The sequence below is a fragment of the Streptomyces sp. JLBJ103 genome (assembly GCF_058215575.1).
In genome coordinates this window covers 1,004,434-1,020,269 of record NZ_CM177089.1, presented here as the reverse complement: position 1 = coordinate 1,020,269, position 15,836 = coordinate 1,004,434, and the positions used below count along the sequence as shown (strand labels likewise).

Sequence of the window (15,836 nt, the reverse complement as noted above, 5' to 3'; positions counted from 1 at the left end):
CCGTGCTTCAGTTCTCGTGGTCGTCGCAACACCCCAGCTCAAGGAGTGCGATGGATTTCGAGATCCGGGAGGACCGGACGGGCAGGGGGCGCCGTCTGTCGCGTGAGCGGGAGGCATACTTTCCAGCTCATGCGCCAGGGCTACAGCGCTGAGAAGCCAGCAGGATCGTGGGAGTCCCTCCCAACCCACCTCAAACGCTCCCTGACCTGGGACCAGGACTCCGAGATGGCCCATCACTGCGCCTTCTCAGAAGCTTCTGGAACGCCGGTCTACTTCTGCGAACCTCACAGCCCCTGGCAGCGCGGCACGAACGAGAACACCAATGGACTGTTGCACCAGTACTTTCCAAAGAGCGCAGACCTGTCCAAGTACACGCGCGAAGGCCTGCATGCAGTAGCTGCCGAGCTGAATTCCAGGCCCGGAAAGACGCTCGACTGAGCAAGCCCGGCCGAGCGCCTCTCAAAGTTCCACATGATCACTCACGGCGGTGGGGAACGGGAGAAAGCCAGTGGTGCGGCTGCCCTCCCCATGCTGGAGTGAGCGGATGAATCATGAAGAAATACTTGCCCTGTTCGACCGCCAGCTGAGGCGCGACGCGCAGGCCGACGGCCCCGGAACCCGCGTCGAGCGTGACGGCAACGTCGTGCGGCAGGTCGGCGCGGATCACGACTGGAACGGCGTCCTCTGGTCGGACCTCGACCAGACCACGGCGGATGTGGCGATCAGAGCCCAGACGCGATACTTCGCCACGCTTGGCCGCGAGTTCGAATGGAAGGCATATGCCCACGACCGACCCGGTGACCTCGGGAGGCGGCTGAAGTCGGCCGGGTTCACGCCCGAGCCGCAGGAGGCAGTAATGGTCGCGCCGGTCCGGGACCTGCCCACCGACACCGCACTGCCCGAAGACGTCCACCTGCGTCCGGTGACCGACACCGCCGGGGTGGACCTCGTGGCGGACGTCCACGAACAGGCCTTCGGCACCAGCAGCGACCGCCTGCGGCAGCGGCTGATCACCCAGCTCGCCCAGAACTCCGAAACGATCAGCATGGTCGTCGCGATGGCCGGCGACCGGCCCGTGTGCGCAGCGCGGATGGAACTGAACCCGGGCACCGACTTCGCCGGCCTTTGGGGCGGCGGCACCGTGGCTGCCTGGCGAGGCCAGGGTATCTACCGTGCTCTGGTCGCCCACCGCGCCCGGACCGCCGCCGACCTCGGCTACCGCTACCTTCAGGTCGACGCCACCGACCAAAGCCGCCCCATCCTGCAACGACTCGGGTTCACCGTTCTGAGCACCACGACTCCATACGTCTACGATCCCCACCGCGAGGCGTAACCCGATGACGCGGCTGCCAGGCGCACCCGGCGAACCTTCACGGCAGCACTAGACTGCTGCGCCTGATCACAAAAAGTCACCTGTTGCAACGTTCCATTGAATCCGCCTTGGACACGGGCGGGGCTTCCTGCTTGCGTACGCTGGGCGTATGACTGACGCGCCTGGTGAGTCCTCGGTAAGACGTGTAAGAGTCATTCTCGCCGACGACCAGGTGCTGGTCCGCGCGGGCTTCCGCGCCCTGCTGTCCGCGCAGCCGGACATCGAGGTGGTCGGCGAGGCCGCCGACGGGCAACAGGCGCTGGCGCTGGTACGCGAGCAGCGCCCCGACGTCGTCCTGATGGACATCCGGATGCCGCTGCTCGACGGGCTGGCCGCGACCCGCGGGATCACCGAGGACCCCGCGCTGGGGGAGGTGAAGGTGGTCATGCTGACCACCTTCGAACTCGACGAGTACGTCTTCGAGGCGATCCGCGCGGGCGCCTCCGGCTTCCTCGTCAAGGACATCGAACCGGATGAACTGCTCCGCGCCGTACGGGTCGTCGTCGAGGGCGATGCCCTGCTCTCGCCCGGGGTCACCCGCCGTCTGATCGCCGAGTTCGCGGCCCGTTCGAAGGCGCCCGCGCCCGCCTCGGTGCTCGCGGAGCTGACCGAGCGGGAGCGTGAGGTGATGGCCCTGGTCGGTATCGGGCTGTCCAACGAGGAGATCGCCCGCCGTCTGGTCGTCAGCCCGCTGACTGCCAAGACCCATGTGAGCCGCACGATGGTGAAGCTGGGCGCCCGCGACCGCGCCCAACTGGTCGTCCTCGCCTATGAGTCCGGCCTGGTCCGGCCGGGCTGGCTGGGCTGAACCCGCCCACGCGGCTGAACCCGCCCACTCGGCTGAGCCGGGCCGACTGAGCCGAGCCGGCCCGCGTCAGAACAGGGCGTCGGGGCCCGCGGGCTCCCGCTCCGGCGCGATCACCGGTGCCGTGGTCGCGGAGTGCGGCGGGGCGGAGGCGAGACGGCGACCCGCCAGGTGGCGGGCGTCCAGCAGCAGCGCGCGGCCGTCCGTCGCGGTCAGGTGGATATCGGGGCCCGCGACGGCGTCGATACGGCCCGCCACCGTGCTGTCGGCGGTGATCCGCAGTACACCGTCCAGCCGCCGTACCCGGTCCAGATGGAAGGCGGCGTCGTGGTGGACGGGGGCGAAGTCCACGACGGTGAGCGACTCCGGCAGACCGGGCAGCGCGCGGGCCCGGCCGTGCAGGCCGGCCAGCCCGGCAGCGCGCCGCTCCGGGGGCGGCGGTGTTTCGCGCGCGGCCCGCTTGGCGGCGTAGGGGAAGCGGTCCGGGACCCCGAGCGCGGCACCCAGCACGGCTTCCGCGCGGCGCGCGGCCATGAGCGGCCCGCGGCCGAGCAGGGCATAGGAGAGCGCCGCCTGCTCCAGCAGCCGTACGCCCTCGCGCTCGGCCGCGGTGATCCCGACCTTGATCAACTCCGGGCCGAACCAGGCGAGGTAGACGTCGTACGGGCGGGGATCATCGGTACGGGTGTCGGCGGCCACCGAGTACGAGCGGTCCAGCCGCGCGCACTCCGGGCACTGTGCCGAGACGGCCGACGCGGCCACCTCGGCACCGGCCGGGCAGGGGGTGTGCCGGGCGCCGCGGCGCACCCCGACGCAGCGGCGCCGGGCACCGGTGGTGAAGGCGAGCGGACGGTCCGGGCCCAGCGGGGAGATCCGCTCACCGCGGACCGGATGGCGCCACACCAGCGCGGGCCCGGAGCGGTCCCAGCGCGGTCCGGCGCAGCACCACCCCCGGTCCCGGTCCTCCTCGGTCATCCACGCCTCTTGTGGGGCTGCCACCACAGGACCTGGACGACGCGGAGGGCAAAACCGGCGGCGGCCACCACCCCGGCGGCCCGTACCCAGACCGCTTCATGGCCGTCGCCCAGCCCGCCGAAGAGCACGGGGCCCGCGAGGGCGAAGAACAGGACGATGGCCAGCAGACCGCCGGTGACCACGGCGAAGACGATCTCCACGGTGAGCGCGTCGCGGTCGCTCTGACGACGGGGTCCGGTCATCCAATCCTCGTTACGGTCGGTCGGGTGGCATCACGCGGTGCCGGTCGGATGCGTCTCATGACGCTTGCGGCGCACATAGAGCTGCTTGCGTACGCGTGCCACGACCGTACCGTCGGCGGCGACCACATCGTTCTCGAACCAGGGCAGCGCCTTGCCGCCGTCCGCCGTGGCGGCGCGGATCTCGTCGAGCCGGTCCTCGGTGAGCTTGAACTCGGCGAAGACGTCTCCGCGGCCCGGCGAGACGAACTCGATCTCCCCGGCCTTGTCCCAGACGATGTAGTCCCGCCCGAGGCGGTTCATCGTCAGCAGCATCCAGAAGGGGTCGCCCATCGCGAACAGCGAGCCGCCGAAGTGGGTGCCCACATAGTTGCGGTTGTGGCGGTGCAGCCGCAGCCGGACCCGTGCGTTGCTCCAGTCGTCGGCGAGGTGCAGCACCCGCACACCGGCGAAGAGGTAGGGCGGCCACACGTTCATTCCGTGGCGCAGGGTCCGTGCGGACAGCGATCGACGAGACATGGCTGGAAGCTAACATGTTTTGTTACTCACCGGTAACTCAATTTTCGATGGCGTCGCTCACCTTCAGATGACCCCGCGCTCCTGCCACAGCCGGGCCGGCTCCGGATCGCCGGTGGTGCTCAGCACGCTGAGCGGCAGCCGGTTCCACAGGGCGAAATAGAGTGTGGCGGCCGGCCCGGAGAGCTCGCAGTCCGCCACCCCGTCGTCATTGCGCTCGGTGCGGGGAACCTCGTCGGACAGCCGCACCGTCCACACCGCGTCCTGGTCGGTGGCCCGCAGCCGGAGGGTGCACGGGGAGTCCGTACGCAACCCGCTCCGCTCCCGGGCATGGAATCCGGCCAGCAGTTCGTCGAGTCCATCGGTGGCGAAGGCAGGGGTGACGGATGAGGGCTTCAGGCCGCGCGCCGATTCGGCGTCGGCCCGGTGGATCGCCGTCTCATGGGCCTGCCGCCGGGCCCAGAACGCCAGCGGGGAGGGCGCGGGCAGAAAGGTGAAGCACTTCAGCTGTGGATCGGCGGTGCGCAGCGCCTCGACCAGGGTGCGATGGCCGTCGCGGAACCACTCCAGCAACGCGTCGCCGTCCAGCTGTGGTTCGGGGGGAAACGTCAGCTGCGACGGCTCGGTCAGGCCCTCGGTGATGATCCCGGTCGCCCAGCGGTGCACCCGCCCCAGATGGCTCAGCAGGTCGCGGACGCGCCACTCGGGGCAGGTGGGCACCGGGGCGTCGGCCCCGGCCGCGGCGTCGGCCAGCAGTCGTCCCTCGCGGTCCAGGCTGTCGATCAGCTCAATGATGTCCATGTCGGGATTCTGCCAGCGGCCACTGACAACCGGGCCGCCCGGCAGATGTGTGCCGGACGGCGGACCGGAGGGGGCGGACACGGTGACGGTGGCTCAGCTCCCGTTCGTGCGGGTGGCGTTGCGCGTTCCGAAGGCGATGACGGCCGATACCGCCGCCAGCGCCGCGACCGTGGTGAGCGCGGCGGACAGGGAGAGCCAGTCCGCGAGGAAGCCGATCGTCGGCGGGCCGAGCAGCATGCCCACATAGCCGAGGGTGGAGGCCGCGGCGACGCCGCCCGGTCCGGTCAGCGCGCCCGCCCGCGCGATGGCGACCGGGAAGATGTTGGCCAGGCCGAGCCCGGTGATCGCGAAGCCGAGCAGGGCCGCCCAGATCGTCGGGGCGAGCGAGCCCAGCAGCATCCCGGCCGCCGCCGTGGACCCGCCCAGGACCAACGTCCGCGTGCCGCCGAGCCGTTCGACCAGCGCCGTGCCCGACAGCCGGCCGACGGTCATCGTCAGGGCGAACACCGAGTAGCCCGCCGCGGCGAGCCCCACGGAGGCGTCGAGGTCCTGGTGCAGATGGAGCGCGGCCCAGTCGGCCATCGCGCCCTCGCCGTACGCGGTGCACAGGGCCATCAGGCCGAAGACGGCGACGAGGCGGCGCGCCGCCTTCGGCCGCTCGGGCGAGGTCGATGGGGTTTCCGTCGTCGTCTGCTCCGTCGTCTTTTGCTTAGGCGACTTCTGCTTAGGCGACTTTTGCTTCGTCGTCTGCTCCGGCGCGGGCGCCGGGAGGGATATCAGCGTCCGCCCGGCGACCGCCGTGAGCATCAGCCCGACGGCCGCCAGCAGCGCCAAGTGACGGACGGGGGAGAGGTGGTCGGCGATCAGCCCGCCCAGTCCCGCTCCGATCACACCGCCGAGGCTGAAGGCGGCGTGGAAGCTGGGCATGATCGGACGGCGCAGTGCGGCGATGAGATCGACCGCCGCGCTGTTCATGGCGACGTTGAGCCCGCCGAACCCGGTGCCGAAGACGAGCAGCACCAGCCCCAGGGCGAGTACCGAGTGCGTCAGCGGCGGCAGTGCGACGCTCAGCGAGAAGAGGGCGGCCGCGGCGACCGTCGTGACATGGCTGCCGAAGCGGCGGCAGAGCCGCCCGGTGGCCATCATGGTGGCCGCGGCGCCCGCCGATACGCACAGCAGGGCCAGCCCGAGCGCGCCCTCCGACGCGCCGGTCTGTTCTTTGATCGCGGGAATCCGCGCCACCCATCCGGCGAACACGAAGCCGTCGAGGGCGAAGAACACGGTGAGGGCGGCCCGGAGTCGGGCGAGGTCACGATCCGTGGTGGCGGAAGGTGGCATCCCCGAAGCGGCCGTCCATGTTTTGTTTAGTGTCGGCACAAAGTGAGAATAGGACCGTGACCCAGACACGGACAAGGCTTGAGCGCGGCCGAAGCGCTCTTGGACCGGCGCTGGAGCTCGTCCACACCGGCCGCGCCCCCACCCGCGCGGTGCTCACGGCCGAGCTCGGGGTGACGCGCGCGACGGCGGGAGCCGTCGCGGCCGAACTGGAGGCGCTCGGACTGATCCAGGTCGACTCCCGCCCGCTCGGATCCGCCGGGGCGCAGGGACGGCCCTCGCACCGCCTCGAGATCGCCCCGCGCGGCCCCGTCGCGCTCGCCGCCCAGGTGCACGCCGACGGCTTCCGCGCGGCGCTCGTCGGACTCGGCGGCACGATCGTGGCCACCGCCCCGGGGTGTATGACCGTCCCCGCCGACCCGGCGCATGTCATCGACGCGGTGGTCGAGGCCGGGGCCGAGCTGCTGCGGGAATCCGGCCGCCGCTGTGTGGGCGCGGGGTTGGCCGTCCCGTCCGCGGTCGCCGAGCCGGAGGGCACCGCCCTCAACCCGCTGCACGTCGCCTGGCCCGCGGGCGCGCCGGTGCGCGAGCTGTTCACCCGCAGCCTGGCCGCGGTGGGTGTCACCAACCCCGCCGGGGAGCCGGTCGAGGGCCTGGCAGGCAACGATGTCAACCTCGCCGCCCTCGCCGAACACCGCCATGGCGCGGGCCGCGGCGCCGCTCATCTGCTGTGCGTCGGCACCGGTCACCGGGGCGTCGGCGGTGCGCTGGTCCTCGACGGACGGCTGCACACGGGCAGCGCGGGGCTCGCCCTCGAGGTCGGCCATCTGACCGTCAACCCCGAGGGGCAGCCCTGCCACTGCGGAAGCCGCGGCTGTCTGGACATCGAGGCCGACCCGCTCGCCTTCCTCACCGCGGCCGGGCGCGACCCGGGCCCCGAGGTCTCCCTGCTCCAGCAGGCCCGCGACCTGCTCCGGGACGGGTACGCCGACCCGTCCGTACGCGCCGCGGCCGAGCTGCTCATCGACCGCCTCGGCCTGGGCCTGGCCGGGCTCGTCAACATCCTGAACCCGGACCGCATCATCCTGGGCGGGCTGCACCGCGAACTCCTGGAGGCCGATCCGGAGCGGCTGCGGTCCATGGTGGCCGAGCGCAGCCTGTGGGGACGCAGCGGGAGCGTCCCGATCCTGCCGTGCACCCTGGACCACAACAGCCTGGTGGGCGCGGCGGAACTGGCCTGGCAGCAGGTCCTCGACGACCCGCTGGCGGCCTTGGGCGCGTAGCGGGTTCCGGGGCCCGGGTGCGAGGTGCGGCGTCCGGGGCCCGGGTGCGAGGTGCGGGTTCCGGGGCCCGGTGCGAGGTGCGGCGGCGCCGGGTGCGGATCAGGTGGGCCAGTTCACCGCCAGTGCGCGGCCCGGGTTCTCGGTGAGGATCCGGGCCATCACCTCTGCGCCGAGGGCCAGTTCGAGCCGGGGGCGCAGGCGGTGCAGCAGGTACGGCATACCGGGGCCGCCGTTCACCGAGCGCGCCCCGGCCGTCGTGGTGTCGCCGCCCAGCAGCAACTGCCCGGCGTGGCCCGCCGCGACGAGGGCGGTGAGCGCGTCGGGGAGCCGCCAGTCGGTGGTGTGGTGGGCGCGGGACGGTCCGTCGTAGACGAGGAAGGCGCCCGCGGCCGCCGCCTGCCGGTGGACCACCAGATCGGGCGAGCGGTTGAGATGGCCGAGCAGCACCCGGTGTGGCGGTACGGCCAACTCCCCGCACAGCAGGTCCAGGACGTCCAGCGCCGCCGTCCCCAGCTCCAGATGGACGGCGATCGGCGCGTCCGTGCGGTGATGGGCGTCGGCCGCGGCGGTCATCGTATGGCGGGCGTGGGTATCGAGGCCGTGGAAGCCCCCTGCGACCTTGATCAGACCGGCCCTGGGGCCGCTGCCGCCGATGCCCCGCGTCAGCTCCTCGACGAACAGCTCGGCGAGCCGTTCGCGGACGTCCTCGACCGTGCCCGGCCGGTAGTGCGCGGCCTGATGCATCCCGGTGGCGGCCACCAGCCGGACGCCGGTGGCCCGGGAAAGCGCGGGCAGGTGCCCGGCCCCCCGTCCCAGCCCGTAGGGCGTCCACTGCACCACCGTGCCGCCGCCCACCGCGCGGAAGGCACGCAGCTCGGCCTCGGCCGCGTTCGCGTCGTCCAGTTCCTGGCCGGGCAACTGCGTGCTGCGGATGAAGAGATGGTCGTGGGCGTCGCAGATCCCCAGCTCGGTGGCGGAGACATCGCCGAGAACCGTACGGACGGCGGTCACCACTGTCGCCCGTCGGGCAGCGTGTCCAGGCCGGGAGCCGAGAGGTGGAGCACCTGGTAGCGGTCACCGAGCGCCGAGGGCGGCGCGGAGTCCTCCCAGAGCGTGAAATGGACCAGCTCCCATCCGCGCGGGTCGATCGCGAGGGCCGTCGTGTGGACGCCGTCCGCGTCCGCCCGCCGCCGCAGCTCCGCGAGCGCGCCCTCGACGGCCGCGGCCGGGTCGGCACCGGCGGGGACCTGCTCGGTGTGCCGGGTGGCCGCCCGCGGTACGGCGGTCGCGGCCGGGCCCCGCGCGAAGGCGAGCCCCGCCCAGTGCTCGACCATCGGCCGCCCGAAGTCCTGGACCAGGCCCTGGAATCCGGGGGCCCACAGAAAGCGGTGCATGGCGTCGGAGGCGGCCCATAGATAGAACGGCGCGTAGGCGTTCACCGCCGCGCTGTCCACCCCGCGCTCGCTGATGGCGTACGCCTTCAGGCCGAGCCCGGGGAAGTCGTCCAGCAGCGGTCCCTTGGTCTCCACCCGGCGGCGGATGATCTTCATGTCGTAGTCGGCGGGCAGGGTGATCCGGTACTGCATGGCGTCCATGGGCGAACTCCTGTGGGCGAACTCCTGTGGGCGGGCGGAAGAAGGGGAGGACGGCCGGTCCGCCCAGGCGGCCGGGTACATGTCGTCGCCGACCCCTTCGTCTGCAGGCGGTGCGGCAGCCGGGCCGGCCGCTGTGAACAGCCGCCTCACGCGGGCGCTTTGAACGCCGCCATCAAGGTGAGCAGCCCCTCCACCGCGCTGTCGAAGGGCGCCGCCGATCCCGCCGCGCGGGCCAGCACATAGCCGCCCTGGACGGTCGCGACGACCGTCGCGGCGATCGGCTCCGGGGCGAGACCGGCCGTGAACTCCCCGCGCTCGCGCCCCTCGGCGAGCACCTCCGTCAGCCGCCCGCGCAGCCAGTCGAGGGTTTCGTCGACCGGCCTCCGCAGCTCGGGGTCGGCCATCACGTCCGGGTCCATCGTCAGCCGTCCGATCGGACAGCCGCGCAGCACCTCGCGCTCCCGCAGCAGATACGCGCGGACGCGGTCGTACGCGCCCCCAGGGCTGTCGAGACAGGACCCGGCGACGGCGCGCAGCTCCTCGGCGGTGCGGCGGATGGCGGTGAGCGCCAGATCCGGCTTACCGCTGAAGTGGTGGTACATGCTGCCCTGGCCGGCGCCCGCGCGCTGCTGGATGGCCTTGGGGCTGGTGCCCACGTAGCCGCGCTCCCAGAGGAGCTCCCGAGTGCTCTCGATCAGGCGTTCCGGAGTGGTCATACAGGCACTGTACACACTAGTAGGTACAGAACTCCAACGCCTAAACTCCGGGCGATGACACTCACACAGGACTCACTGGCGACCGGTCAGCGCTCACTCGGCGACGCCTCGGTCCGCTATCCGCTGCGGCCACCGCTGACCCGGGGCTGTCCGCGGACCGCCACCCCCGGCATGACCTATCCCGTCGAGGTCGACTACGCCTACGACGACGTGCCCGCCGGGCTCTTCGAGCGCACCGGACCGACGGCCGCGGGCCTGGACCGGTGGGCGCCCCTGCTGCCGCCGCTGGCCGCCCCAGGACTCGGCGAGGGCGGCACCCCGCTGCTCCCCATAGGCGACGACGTGTTCATCAAGGACGAGTCACGCAACCCGACTTGGAGCCACAAGGACCGGCTCAACCGCTGCACCACGAGCGCCGCCGTGGGCGTGGGCGCGGAGGGCGTGGTGGTCGCCTCCTCCGGCAACCACGGCGCCTCCGCCGCCGCGTACGCGGCCCGCGCCGGGCTGCGCTGTGTGGTGCTCGCCTCCGCCGAGGCGCCCCCGGCGGTGGTCTCCTTCCTGCGCGCCTACGGGGCCGTGGTGCTGCCCGTTCCGACTGCCGCGCGCTGGCCGCTGATGCGTCGGATCGTGGACCGGTACGGCTTCCACCCCGTCAGCAACCTCACCGACACCCACACCGGCCATGCCTTCGGCCCGGAGGGCTACAAGACGGTGGCGTACGAGATCTTCACCGAACTCGGCGTCCCGGCGGCCGTGTTCGTCCCGACCGGCTACGGCGAGCTGCTGTTCGGCATCTGGAAGGGGTTCGCCGAGCTCGAGCGGCTCGGCCTGGCCCCGCGTACCCCGCGGATCTTGAGCTGTGAGCCCTCCGTGGGCGGTCCGCTGGCCGCCGCCGTCCGCGAGGGCCGCCCGGCCGCGACCGTCGACGTGGGGCCGACCAAGGCGTACGGGATCGACTGCACCGTGGGCGGCCACCGCGGGGTACTCGCGGTGACGCGCAGCCGGGGTGACGCCCTGCTGGTCACCGATGAGGACATGGCGTCCGCGCGGGCCGAACTGGGCCGCCAGGGGCTGTGGGTGGAGCTCTCCGCCGCCGCCGGGCTCGCCGGGCTGCGCGGCCACCAGGCGCGCGGCGGCGACGCGTTCGACGGGCCCGTGGTCTGTGTCGCCACCTCCAGCGGCTTCAAGGACATCGACACCGGGACACATCCCACCGAGCCGGTCGAACCGGTCTGGGAGCAGGTGGAGGGGCGGCTGCGGGCGGCGGGCATCACGGCCTGAGCGAGGTGTGCCCCAGGCGAGGGCGCGGCGCGCGTCTACTCCCGGCGGGGTACGGCGGATGTCGTCGGCCGTACGACGACGCGGGCGCCGCGGAGGACGACCCTCGGAAGTGCCGACCGAAACACGGTCACGGACCACGGTCATGGACCGGGATCACGAACGGGGATCACGGACCGGGATCACGGACAACGGCCATGGACAACGTCACTTCCGAGGAGCGCGATCAGCATGAACACTTTGGCGCACGGCTTCGCCGACGGCGACGGACCCGGCCCCTGGATCCTCCTCTTCCCCTTGATGTGGGCGCTGGTCGTCGGCGGCGGGATCCTCCTGCTGCGGCGCACGGTCGGGCGGCGGCGCGCCCTGTGGCGGCAGGGCTCCCCGGGTGAGCACGGCGGGCGTTCCCCGGTCGCGCTGCTGGGCCGCCGCTTCGCGGCCGGTGAGATCGACGAGGAGGAGTACTGGCGGCGGCTGTCGGTCCTGGACGAGCGGTTCGGACCGCGGACCTAGGGTTGGCCTAGGGTCCGTCGTCACAAGGGGCGTCCGGCCGTGAGCGGTGTCTGTGCCGGGGCACCTCCCAGCGGTAGCTGGAGGCGCCGTGCCAGGCGTCGGGAGCAGGGCGGCCTCTGTGCGGACGGGCCCTGGGGCGGGGCGGGTTGACCGCGGCCCGGTGGGGCGCCGGTCCCGTCCGGCGGTCGCTCTCGGGTCCGTCCCGCTTCCCGAGCGGCGGGACGGATCGCTTCCTCAGTGGGATACGGCCGATCGGGCGGCGGGCGCACGCTCCCGCACCGCGGCCGCGGGTGCCGGCGCGGTGGCGGACGCGGGTGCCGGGGCCTGGGCCGGGGGAGCCTGGACGGGATCCGAGGCCGGTGCCGGGGCGCCGACCGGGGCCTGGACCGGCCGGGCGAGGTCCACCCCGCGTGGCGGCGCCGTACGGCCCGCTCCGTACACCGCGAACGGCGACGTGGCGGCAGTGGCGGGCTGCGGCACCGCGAGGGTGAACCACACGACCTTGCCGCTGCCGTCGTCGCGGGCGTGCATGCCCCAGCTCTGGCTCACCGCCGCGACCAAGGCCAGCCCCCTGCCGTGCGTGGAGACGGGGTCGATGGTGCGGAGGCGGGGCAGCCGGGGATCCTGGTCGCGGACCGAGACGGTGAGCCGGTCCAGCATCAGGACGATCTCCACCGTGCATTGTTTCTCCGGCTCGGCATGCCGGTGCACGTTGGTCAGCAGCTCGGTGACGCCGAGCGCGGCCGGGTCGATGAGCGGATCCAGATGCCAGTAGCGCAATTGCGCCGACACGATTCTGCGGACCTGACCGATCCGCGACGGCAGGGCTTGCAGCTCCACCGTGCAATGCCTGCTAGGACGACTGATCACGGCTGCGACTCCCTGAAGAAGTTGGGGCTAGCCTGATTCAGGTGCGGGCGACGAACACGTTCAGCAGTGGTGGCTGCTGCGCGCGACCGGTGGGCCGGTTCTCAGCGTCACCGCTTGTTGACCCTCAGTGATACTGATACTCGTCCAGGGTCGGCCCCCGCGCGCGCATGCGCAACTCGGCCGGTTCACTTCTCCCGGCCGTGCCCCCGGGCGGACCGCACCGCGTCCAGGAAGCGGCTGGCGGCGGCGGGGCCGGTGGATTTGGCGGCGGTGTCCTGCTCGCCGAGGGTGAGGCGGTAACGGGTGCCGTTCACGGTGGCCATGGCCTGGTCGCCGTCCACGAACCACGGCTTGCTCGCGCGGACCGACTGGACCGGGGCGCTGTCGATCTCGCTGCCGTAGCTGGTCAGCAGTTGGAGCCTGCCGTCCTTGATCAGGACCTGCCCGGCGCGCGTCACCGAGCGTAGGAACCGCTCGATCCGCACCCCTCTGGCATTGAACTCGGTATCGGCCATGACGACCGCCTCCCCGGTGGCTCCGACTGGCACGCGTGCCGCTGCCTCTCATTCTCCCTGTTGCGCAGTGTGCACGTGACCGGCCCGGCGCACCAGGGCGCACCAGGGTCCACTTAGGATCGAAGTGGCCCGATCGCGCGACCCGGGCCGGGCACCAGTACGAGGAGCAGCGTGGACAGCACAACACGGGGGGTCATCGACACGGTTGACGTGGACCGCAGCGACCACGGTTACCGGGAGTGGCTCAAGGAGGCCGTCCGTAAGGTGCAGGCCGACGCCCAGCGCTCCGCCGACACCCATCTGCTGAGTTTTCCGCTGCCCGAGCGGTGGGGGATCGACCTCTATCTGAAGGATGAGTCCACCCACCCCACCGGCAGCCTCAAGCACCGGCTGGCCCGCTCGCTGTTCCTGTACGGGCTGTGCAATGGCTGGATCCGGCCGGGCAAGCCGGTTATCGAGGCGTCCAGCGGCTCCACCGCCGTGTCCGAGGCGTACTTCGCGAAGCTGATCGGGGTGCCCTTCATCGCGGTGATGCCGCGCACGACCAGCCGGGAGAAGTGCCGACTGATCGAATTCCATGGCGGCCAGTGCCATTTCGTGGACGACCCGCGGACGATGTACGAGGCATCCGCCGCCCTCGCGGTGGAGACCGGCGGCCACTACATGGACCAGTTCACCTACGCCGAACGTGCCACGGACTGGCGCGGCAACAACAACATCGCCGAGTCGATCTACCAGCAGCTGCGGCTGGAGCGTTACCCCGAACCGGCCTGGGTGGTGGCCACCGCGGGCACCGGCGGCACCTCGGCGACCATCGCGCGCTACGTCCACTACATGAGCTACGACACCCGGGTGTGCGTCGCCGACCCGGAGAACTCCTGCTTCTTCGACGGCTGGGTGCACCAGGACGACCAGGCGTCCAGCGACCGCGGCTCACGGATCGAGGGCATCGGCCGTCCCCGGATGGAGCCCAGCTTCGTCCCCGGCGCGATCGACCGGATGATGAAGGTCCCGGACGCGGCGAGCGTCGCCGCGGTGCGCGCCCTGGAGCAGGCCATCGGGCGCAAGGCGGGCGGCTCCACCGGGACCGGGCTGTGGAGCGCGCTGCGGATCGTCGCGGAGATGGTCGAGGCCGGGCGCACCGGCAGTGTGGTGACCCTGCTGTGCGATCCGGGCGACCGCTATCTGGACAAGTACTACTCGGATGGGTGGCTGGCGGAACAGGGGCTCGACATCGAGCCCTATGCGAAGACGATCGATGTCTTCCTGACCACCGGCCGCTGGTCCGGCTAGGTCCTGTCCTGTCGATCTTCGTGGATCAGGCCGCGGCGTCTGGTGCCGTGGATCGCACGGCGGAGGGTCGTCCTCGTACTGGGCGTACTCGGAAGATCCCGACAACGCGGCGAGGCGCGGTGCCAGGCGTGGCCGGCCCGCGAAGATCGGCAGGACAGGGCCTAGCCGCCAGCCGCTACCCGTCGGCCAGGAGGCGGTCCAGGGTCCGGACCGCCTTGCGGAACGTCCGCCCCACCCCGGGGCGCGCCAGCCGCGCGGCGAGGCGCAGTGGCGGCGGGCCGTCCAGCGCGAAGACGTACCGCACCATGGTGCCGCCGCCGGAGGGGGCCAGGGTCCACTCCTCCAGCAGCGCCCGCAGCCCCGGGGCGTTGGTCTCGTCGATGCGGTAGGCGTAGCGCTTCGCCGGTTCCGCGGCCATCACCGTCTCGCGGAAGCGGACACCGCCCCGCAGCAGGATCTCACGGCCCTTGCCGCCGTCGGTGGGGTGGGCGGCGCTCACCTGGCGGAACCACCGGGGCCAGCCCTCGGTGTCGGCGAGGGCCGTGAACACCGCCCCGGGCGGGGCCTGGGCCTCGGCGACGAAGACCAGCCGCAGCGGGGCGGTCTCGGCGTACTCCAGCTCGACGGAACGCAGCCGGTGTGTCATGGACACACGATAGCTGACGACCCGTCAGATGTCTGCGGCCCCGGTCGCCTTGCCCGCCACCACCAGCTCCGGCAGATACTCCGCGATCTCCGCCCGCGCGTCCTCCGGCAGCCCTGAGTCCGTCACCAGGGCGTCCACCTGGTCCAGCGCGGCGAACGAGCTCAGCCCCACCATGCCCCACTTGGTGTGGTCGGCGATCACCACCACCCGCCGCGCGGCCCGTACGAAGTGCCGGTTGGTCTCCGCCTCGGCCAGGTTCGGCGTGGACAGCCCCGCCTCCACCGATATGCCGTGCACGCCCAGGAACAGCACATCGAAGTGGAGCGAGCGCACCGCGGCGTCGGCCACCGGCCCCGCCAGGATGTCCGACGGCGTCCGCACCCCGCCGGTGAGCACCACCGTGGCCGCGCCCGGACGCGGGCCGGGCCCACCGGCCGTCGCGGCCCGCTGCGCGTTGTAGAAGACATCGGCGACCCGCACCGAGTTGGTCACCACGGTCAGATCCGGGACGTCCAGCAGCTGCTGCGCCAGCGCGAAGGCCGTGGTGCCACCGGCGAGACCGATCGCGGTGCCCGGCGTGGCCATCGCGGCCGCCGCCTTCGCGATGTCCTCCTTGGCGCTCAGCTCCAGGCCCGACTTGGCCTCGAACCCCGGCTCGTAGGTGCTCGCCTCGGCGACCGGCACCGCGCCGCCGTGCACCTTCTCCACCACGCCCAACCGGGCAAGCGCGTCCAGATCACGACGGACCGTCATATCCGAGACATTGAGCTTGCGCGTCAGCTCGTTGACCCGCACCCCACCGCGCCGTCTGACCTCGTCCAGGATCAGGGCACGCCGCTGCTCCGCGAGGAGGTTCTGGTTGTCGCTCACCCTGCCTCGTCTCCTTCCCGTCGGCGCGCACGGCCCGCGGGCTCATCTTCGCATGAGCCTGGGACACCTGATCACCGGAGCGCACGAGCATTACGATTTCGCCACGCCCGGCCTGTCGGGGTCCGGTCCCCGGACCGCTGGGAAGAATCCTGAACGGGAACGAACGGCACCACACCGGGGTCGACCGCACCGGGATCGGGGGACACGGTGGCAG

At 72.0% G+C, this 15,836-nt stretch carries 18 protein-coding genes and 1 pseudogene; 7 read left to right on the top strand and 12 right to left on the bottom strand.

The features are described from left to right. Positions 1 to 174: 174 nt before the first annotated feature. From AC4BEG_RS04140 to AC4BEG_RS04130, 3 genes and pseudogenes are all read left to right on the top strand, one after another. Positions 175 to 438 (top strand): annotated as a pseudogene (locus tag AC4BEG_RS04140) (IS30 family transposase); the annotation flags it as partial. A gap of 106 nt (positions 439 to 544) precedes the next feature. Continuing rightward, positions 545 to 1,333 (top strand): GNAT family N-acetyltransferase, encoded by a 789-nt coding sequence (locus tag AC4BEG_RS04135; RefSeq protein ID WP_490706976.1) that lies wholly within the window; start codon positions 545 to 547, stop codon positions 1,331 to 1,333. Positions 1,334 to 1,481: 148 nt separating this feature from the next. Then, positions 1,482 to 2,180, top strand: a complete 699-nt coding sequence (locus AC4BEG_RS04130) for a response regulator (protein ID WP_490704548.1) — start codon at positions 1,482 to 1,484, stop codon at positions 2,178 to 2,180. A gap of 66 nt (positions 2,181 to 2,246) precedes the next feature. Here AC4BEG_RS04130 and AC4BEG_RS04125 read toward each other — a convergent pair whose 3' ends face one another. From AC4BEG_RS04125 to AC4BEG_RS04105, 5 genes are all read right to left on the bottom strand, one after another. Then, positions 2,247 to 3,152: a DUF2797 domain-containing protein gene (locus AC4BEG_RS04125; RefSeq protein ID WP_490704547.1), complete on the bottom strand. Its 906-nt coding sequence runs from the start codon at positions 3,150 to 3,152 to the stop codon at positions 2,247 to 2,249. Then, positions 3,149 to 3,394, bottom strand: coding sequence for a DUF6332 family protein (locus AC4BEG_RS04120; RefSeq protein ID WP_490704546.1), 246 nt, complete (start codon positions 3,392 to 3,394; stop codon positions 3,149 to 3,151). The genes AC4BEG_RS04125 and AC4BEG_RS04120 overlap by 4 nt, the downstream gene beginning before the upstream one ends. A 30-nt stretch (positions 3,395 to 3,424) precedes the next feature. Beyond that, on the bottom strand, positions 3,425 to 3,910 hold the full coding sequence (locus AC4BEG_RS04115) for a DUF4442 domain-containing protein (protein ID WP_490704545.1): 486 nt from the start codon (positions 3,908 to 3,910) through the stop codon (positions 3,425 to 3,427). Between the two features lie 63 nt (positions 3,911 to 3,973). Then, positions 3,974 to 4,708 (bottom strand): maleylpyruvate isomerase family mycothiol-dependent enzyme, encoded by a 735-nt coding sequence (locus AC4BEG_RS04110; RefSeq protein WP_490704544.1) that lies wholly within the window; start codon positions 4,706 to 4,708, stop codon positions 3,974 to 3,976. 93 nt (positions 4,709 to 4,801) lie between these two features. Beyond that, the gene (locus tag AC4BEG_RS04105; RefSeq protein ID WP_490704543.1) at positions 4,802 to 6,085 is read right to left on the bottom strand and encodes an MFS transporter; all 1,284 of its coding nucleotides are present in this window, start codon (positions 6,083 to 6,085) and stop codon (positions 4,802 to 4,804) included. Positions 6,086 to 6,102: 17 nt separating this feature from the next. On the opposite strand from AC4BEG_RS04105, the gene AC4BEG_RS04100 reads away from it, so the two are divergent. Next, positions 6,103 to 7,326, top strand: coding sequence for an ROK family protein (locus AC4BEG_RS04100; protein ID WP_490704542.1), 1,224 nt, complete (start codon positions 6,103 to 6,105; stop codon positions 7,324 to 7,326). A 99-nt stretch (positions 7,327 to 7,425) separates the two neighbouring features. Here the strand turns inward: AC4BEG_RS04100 and AC4BEG_RS04095 are convergent, their stop codons facing one another. The 3 genes from AC4BEG_RS04095 to AC4BEG_RS04085 all read right to left on the bottom strand — a co-directional run bounded on the left by AC4BEG_RS04095 (position 7,426) and on the right by AC4BEG_RS04085 (position 9,637). Then, positions 7,426 to 8,337 carry a phosphotriesterase family protein gene (locus tag AC4BEG_RS04095; protein WP_490704541.1) on the bottom strand — a complete coding sequence of 304 codons (912 nt, stop codon included), beginning with the start codon at positions 8,335 to 8,337 and terminating at the stop codon, positions 7,426 to 7,428. Beyond that, complete coding sequence (locus tag AC4BEG_RS04090; protein ID WP_490704540.1) at positions 8,334 to 8,921, bottom strand: DUF4865 family protein; 588 nt, start codon at positions 8,919 to 8,921, stop codon at positions 8,334 to 8,336. The genes AC4BEG_RS04095 and AC4BEG_RS04090 overlap by 4 nt, the downstream gene beginning before the upstream one ends. Positions 8,922 to 9,067: 146 nt before the next feature. Then, on the bottom strand, positions 9,068 to 9,637 hold the full coding sequence (locus tag AC4BEG_RS04085) for a TetR/AcrR family transcriptional regulator (protein WP_490704539.1): 570 nt from the start codon (positions 9,635 to 9,637) through the stop codon (positions 9,068 to 9,070). 54 nt (positions 9,638 to 9,691) lie between these two features. Here AC4BEG_RS04085 and AC4BEG_RS04080 point away from each other — a divergent pair, with 54 nt between their 5' ends. Beyond that, the gene (locus AC4BEG_RS04080) at positions 9,692 to 10,918 is read left to right on the top strand and encodes a threonine synthase (RefSeq protein ID WP_490704538.1); all 1,227 of its coding nucleotides are present in this window, start codon (positions 9,692 to 9,694) and stop codon (positions 10,916 to 10,918) included. Between the two features lie 228 nt (positions 10,919 to 11,146). Continuing rightward, entirely contained in the window at positions 11,147 to 11,428 is a 282-nt protein-coding gene (locus AC4BEG_RS04075) for an SHOCT domain-containing protein (protein ID WP_490704537.1), read from the top strand. A gap of 234 nt (positions 11,429 to 11,662) precedes the next feature. Here AC4BEG_RS04075 and AC4BEG_RS04070 read toward each other — a convergent pair whose 3' ends face one another. Continuing rightward, positions 11,663 to 12,298: an ATP-binding protein gene (locus AC4BEG_RS04070; RefSeq protein WP_490704536.1), complete on the bottom strand. Its 636-nt coding sequence runs from the start codon at positions 12,296 to 12,298 to the stop codon at positions 11,663 to 11,665. A gap of 185 nt (positions 12,299 to 12,483) precedes the next feature. Beyond that, complete coding sequence (locus AC4BEG_RS04065) at positions 12,484 to 12,813, bottom strand: hypothetical protein (RefSeq protein WP_490704535.1); 330 nt, start codon at positions 12,811 to 12,813, stop codon at positions 12,484 to 12,486. A gap of 171 nt (positions 12,814 to 12,984) precedes the next feature. Here AC4BEG_RS04065 and AC4BEG_RS04060 point away from each other — a divergent pair, with 171 nt between their 5' ends. After that, a complete protein-coding gene (locus tag AC4BEG_RS04060; protein ID WP_490704534.1) occupies positions 12,985 to 14,106 on the top strand; it encodes a PLP-dependent cysteine synthase family protein in 1,122 nt (373 codons plus the stop codon). Between the two features lie 175 nt (positions 14,107 to 14,281). On the opposite strand, the gene AC4BEG_RS04055 is transcribed toward AC4BEG_RS04060, so the two are convergent. Together AC4BEG_RS04055 and AC4BEG_RS04050 are read right to left on the bottom strand one after the other, a co-directional pair. After that, positions 14,282 to 14,752 carry an SRPBCC family protein gene (locus AC4BEG_RS04055; RefSeq protein ID WP_490704533.1) on the bottom strand — a complete coding sequence of 157 codons (471 nt, stop codon included), beginning with the start codon at positions 14,750 to 14,752 and terminating at the stop codon, positions 14,282 to 14,284. Between the two features lie 24 nt (positions 14,753 to 14,776). Further along, positions 14,777 to 15,622 (bottom strand): DeoR/GlpR family DNA-binding transcription regulator, encoded by an 846-nt coding sequence (locus tag AC4BEG_RS04050; protein ID WP_490704532.1) that lies wholly within the window; start codon positions 15,620 to 15,622, stop codon positions 14,777 to 14,779. Positions 15,623 to 15,836: the final 214 nt, after the last annotated feature.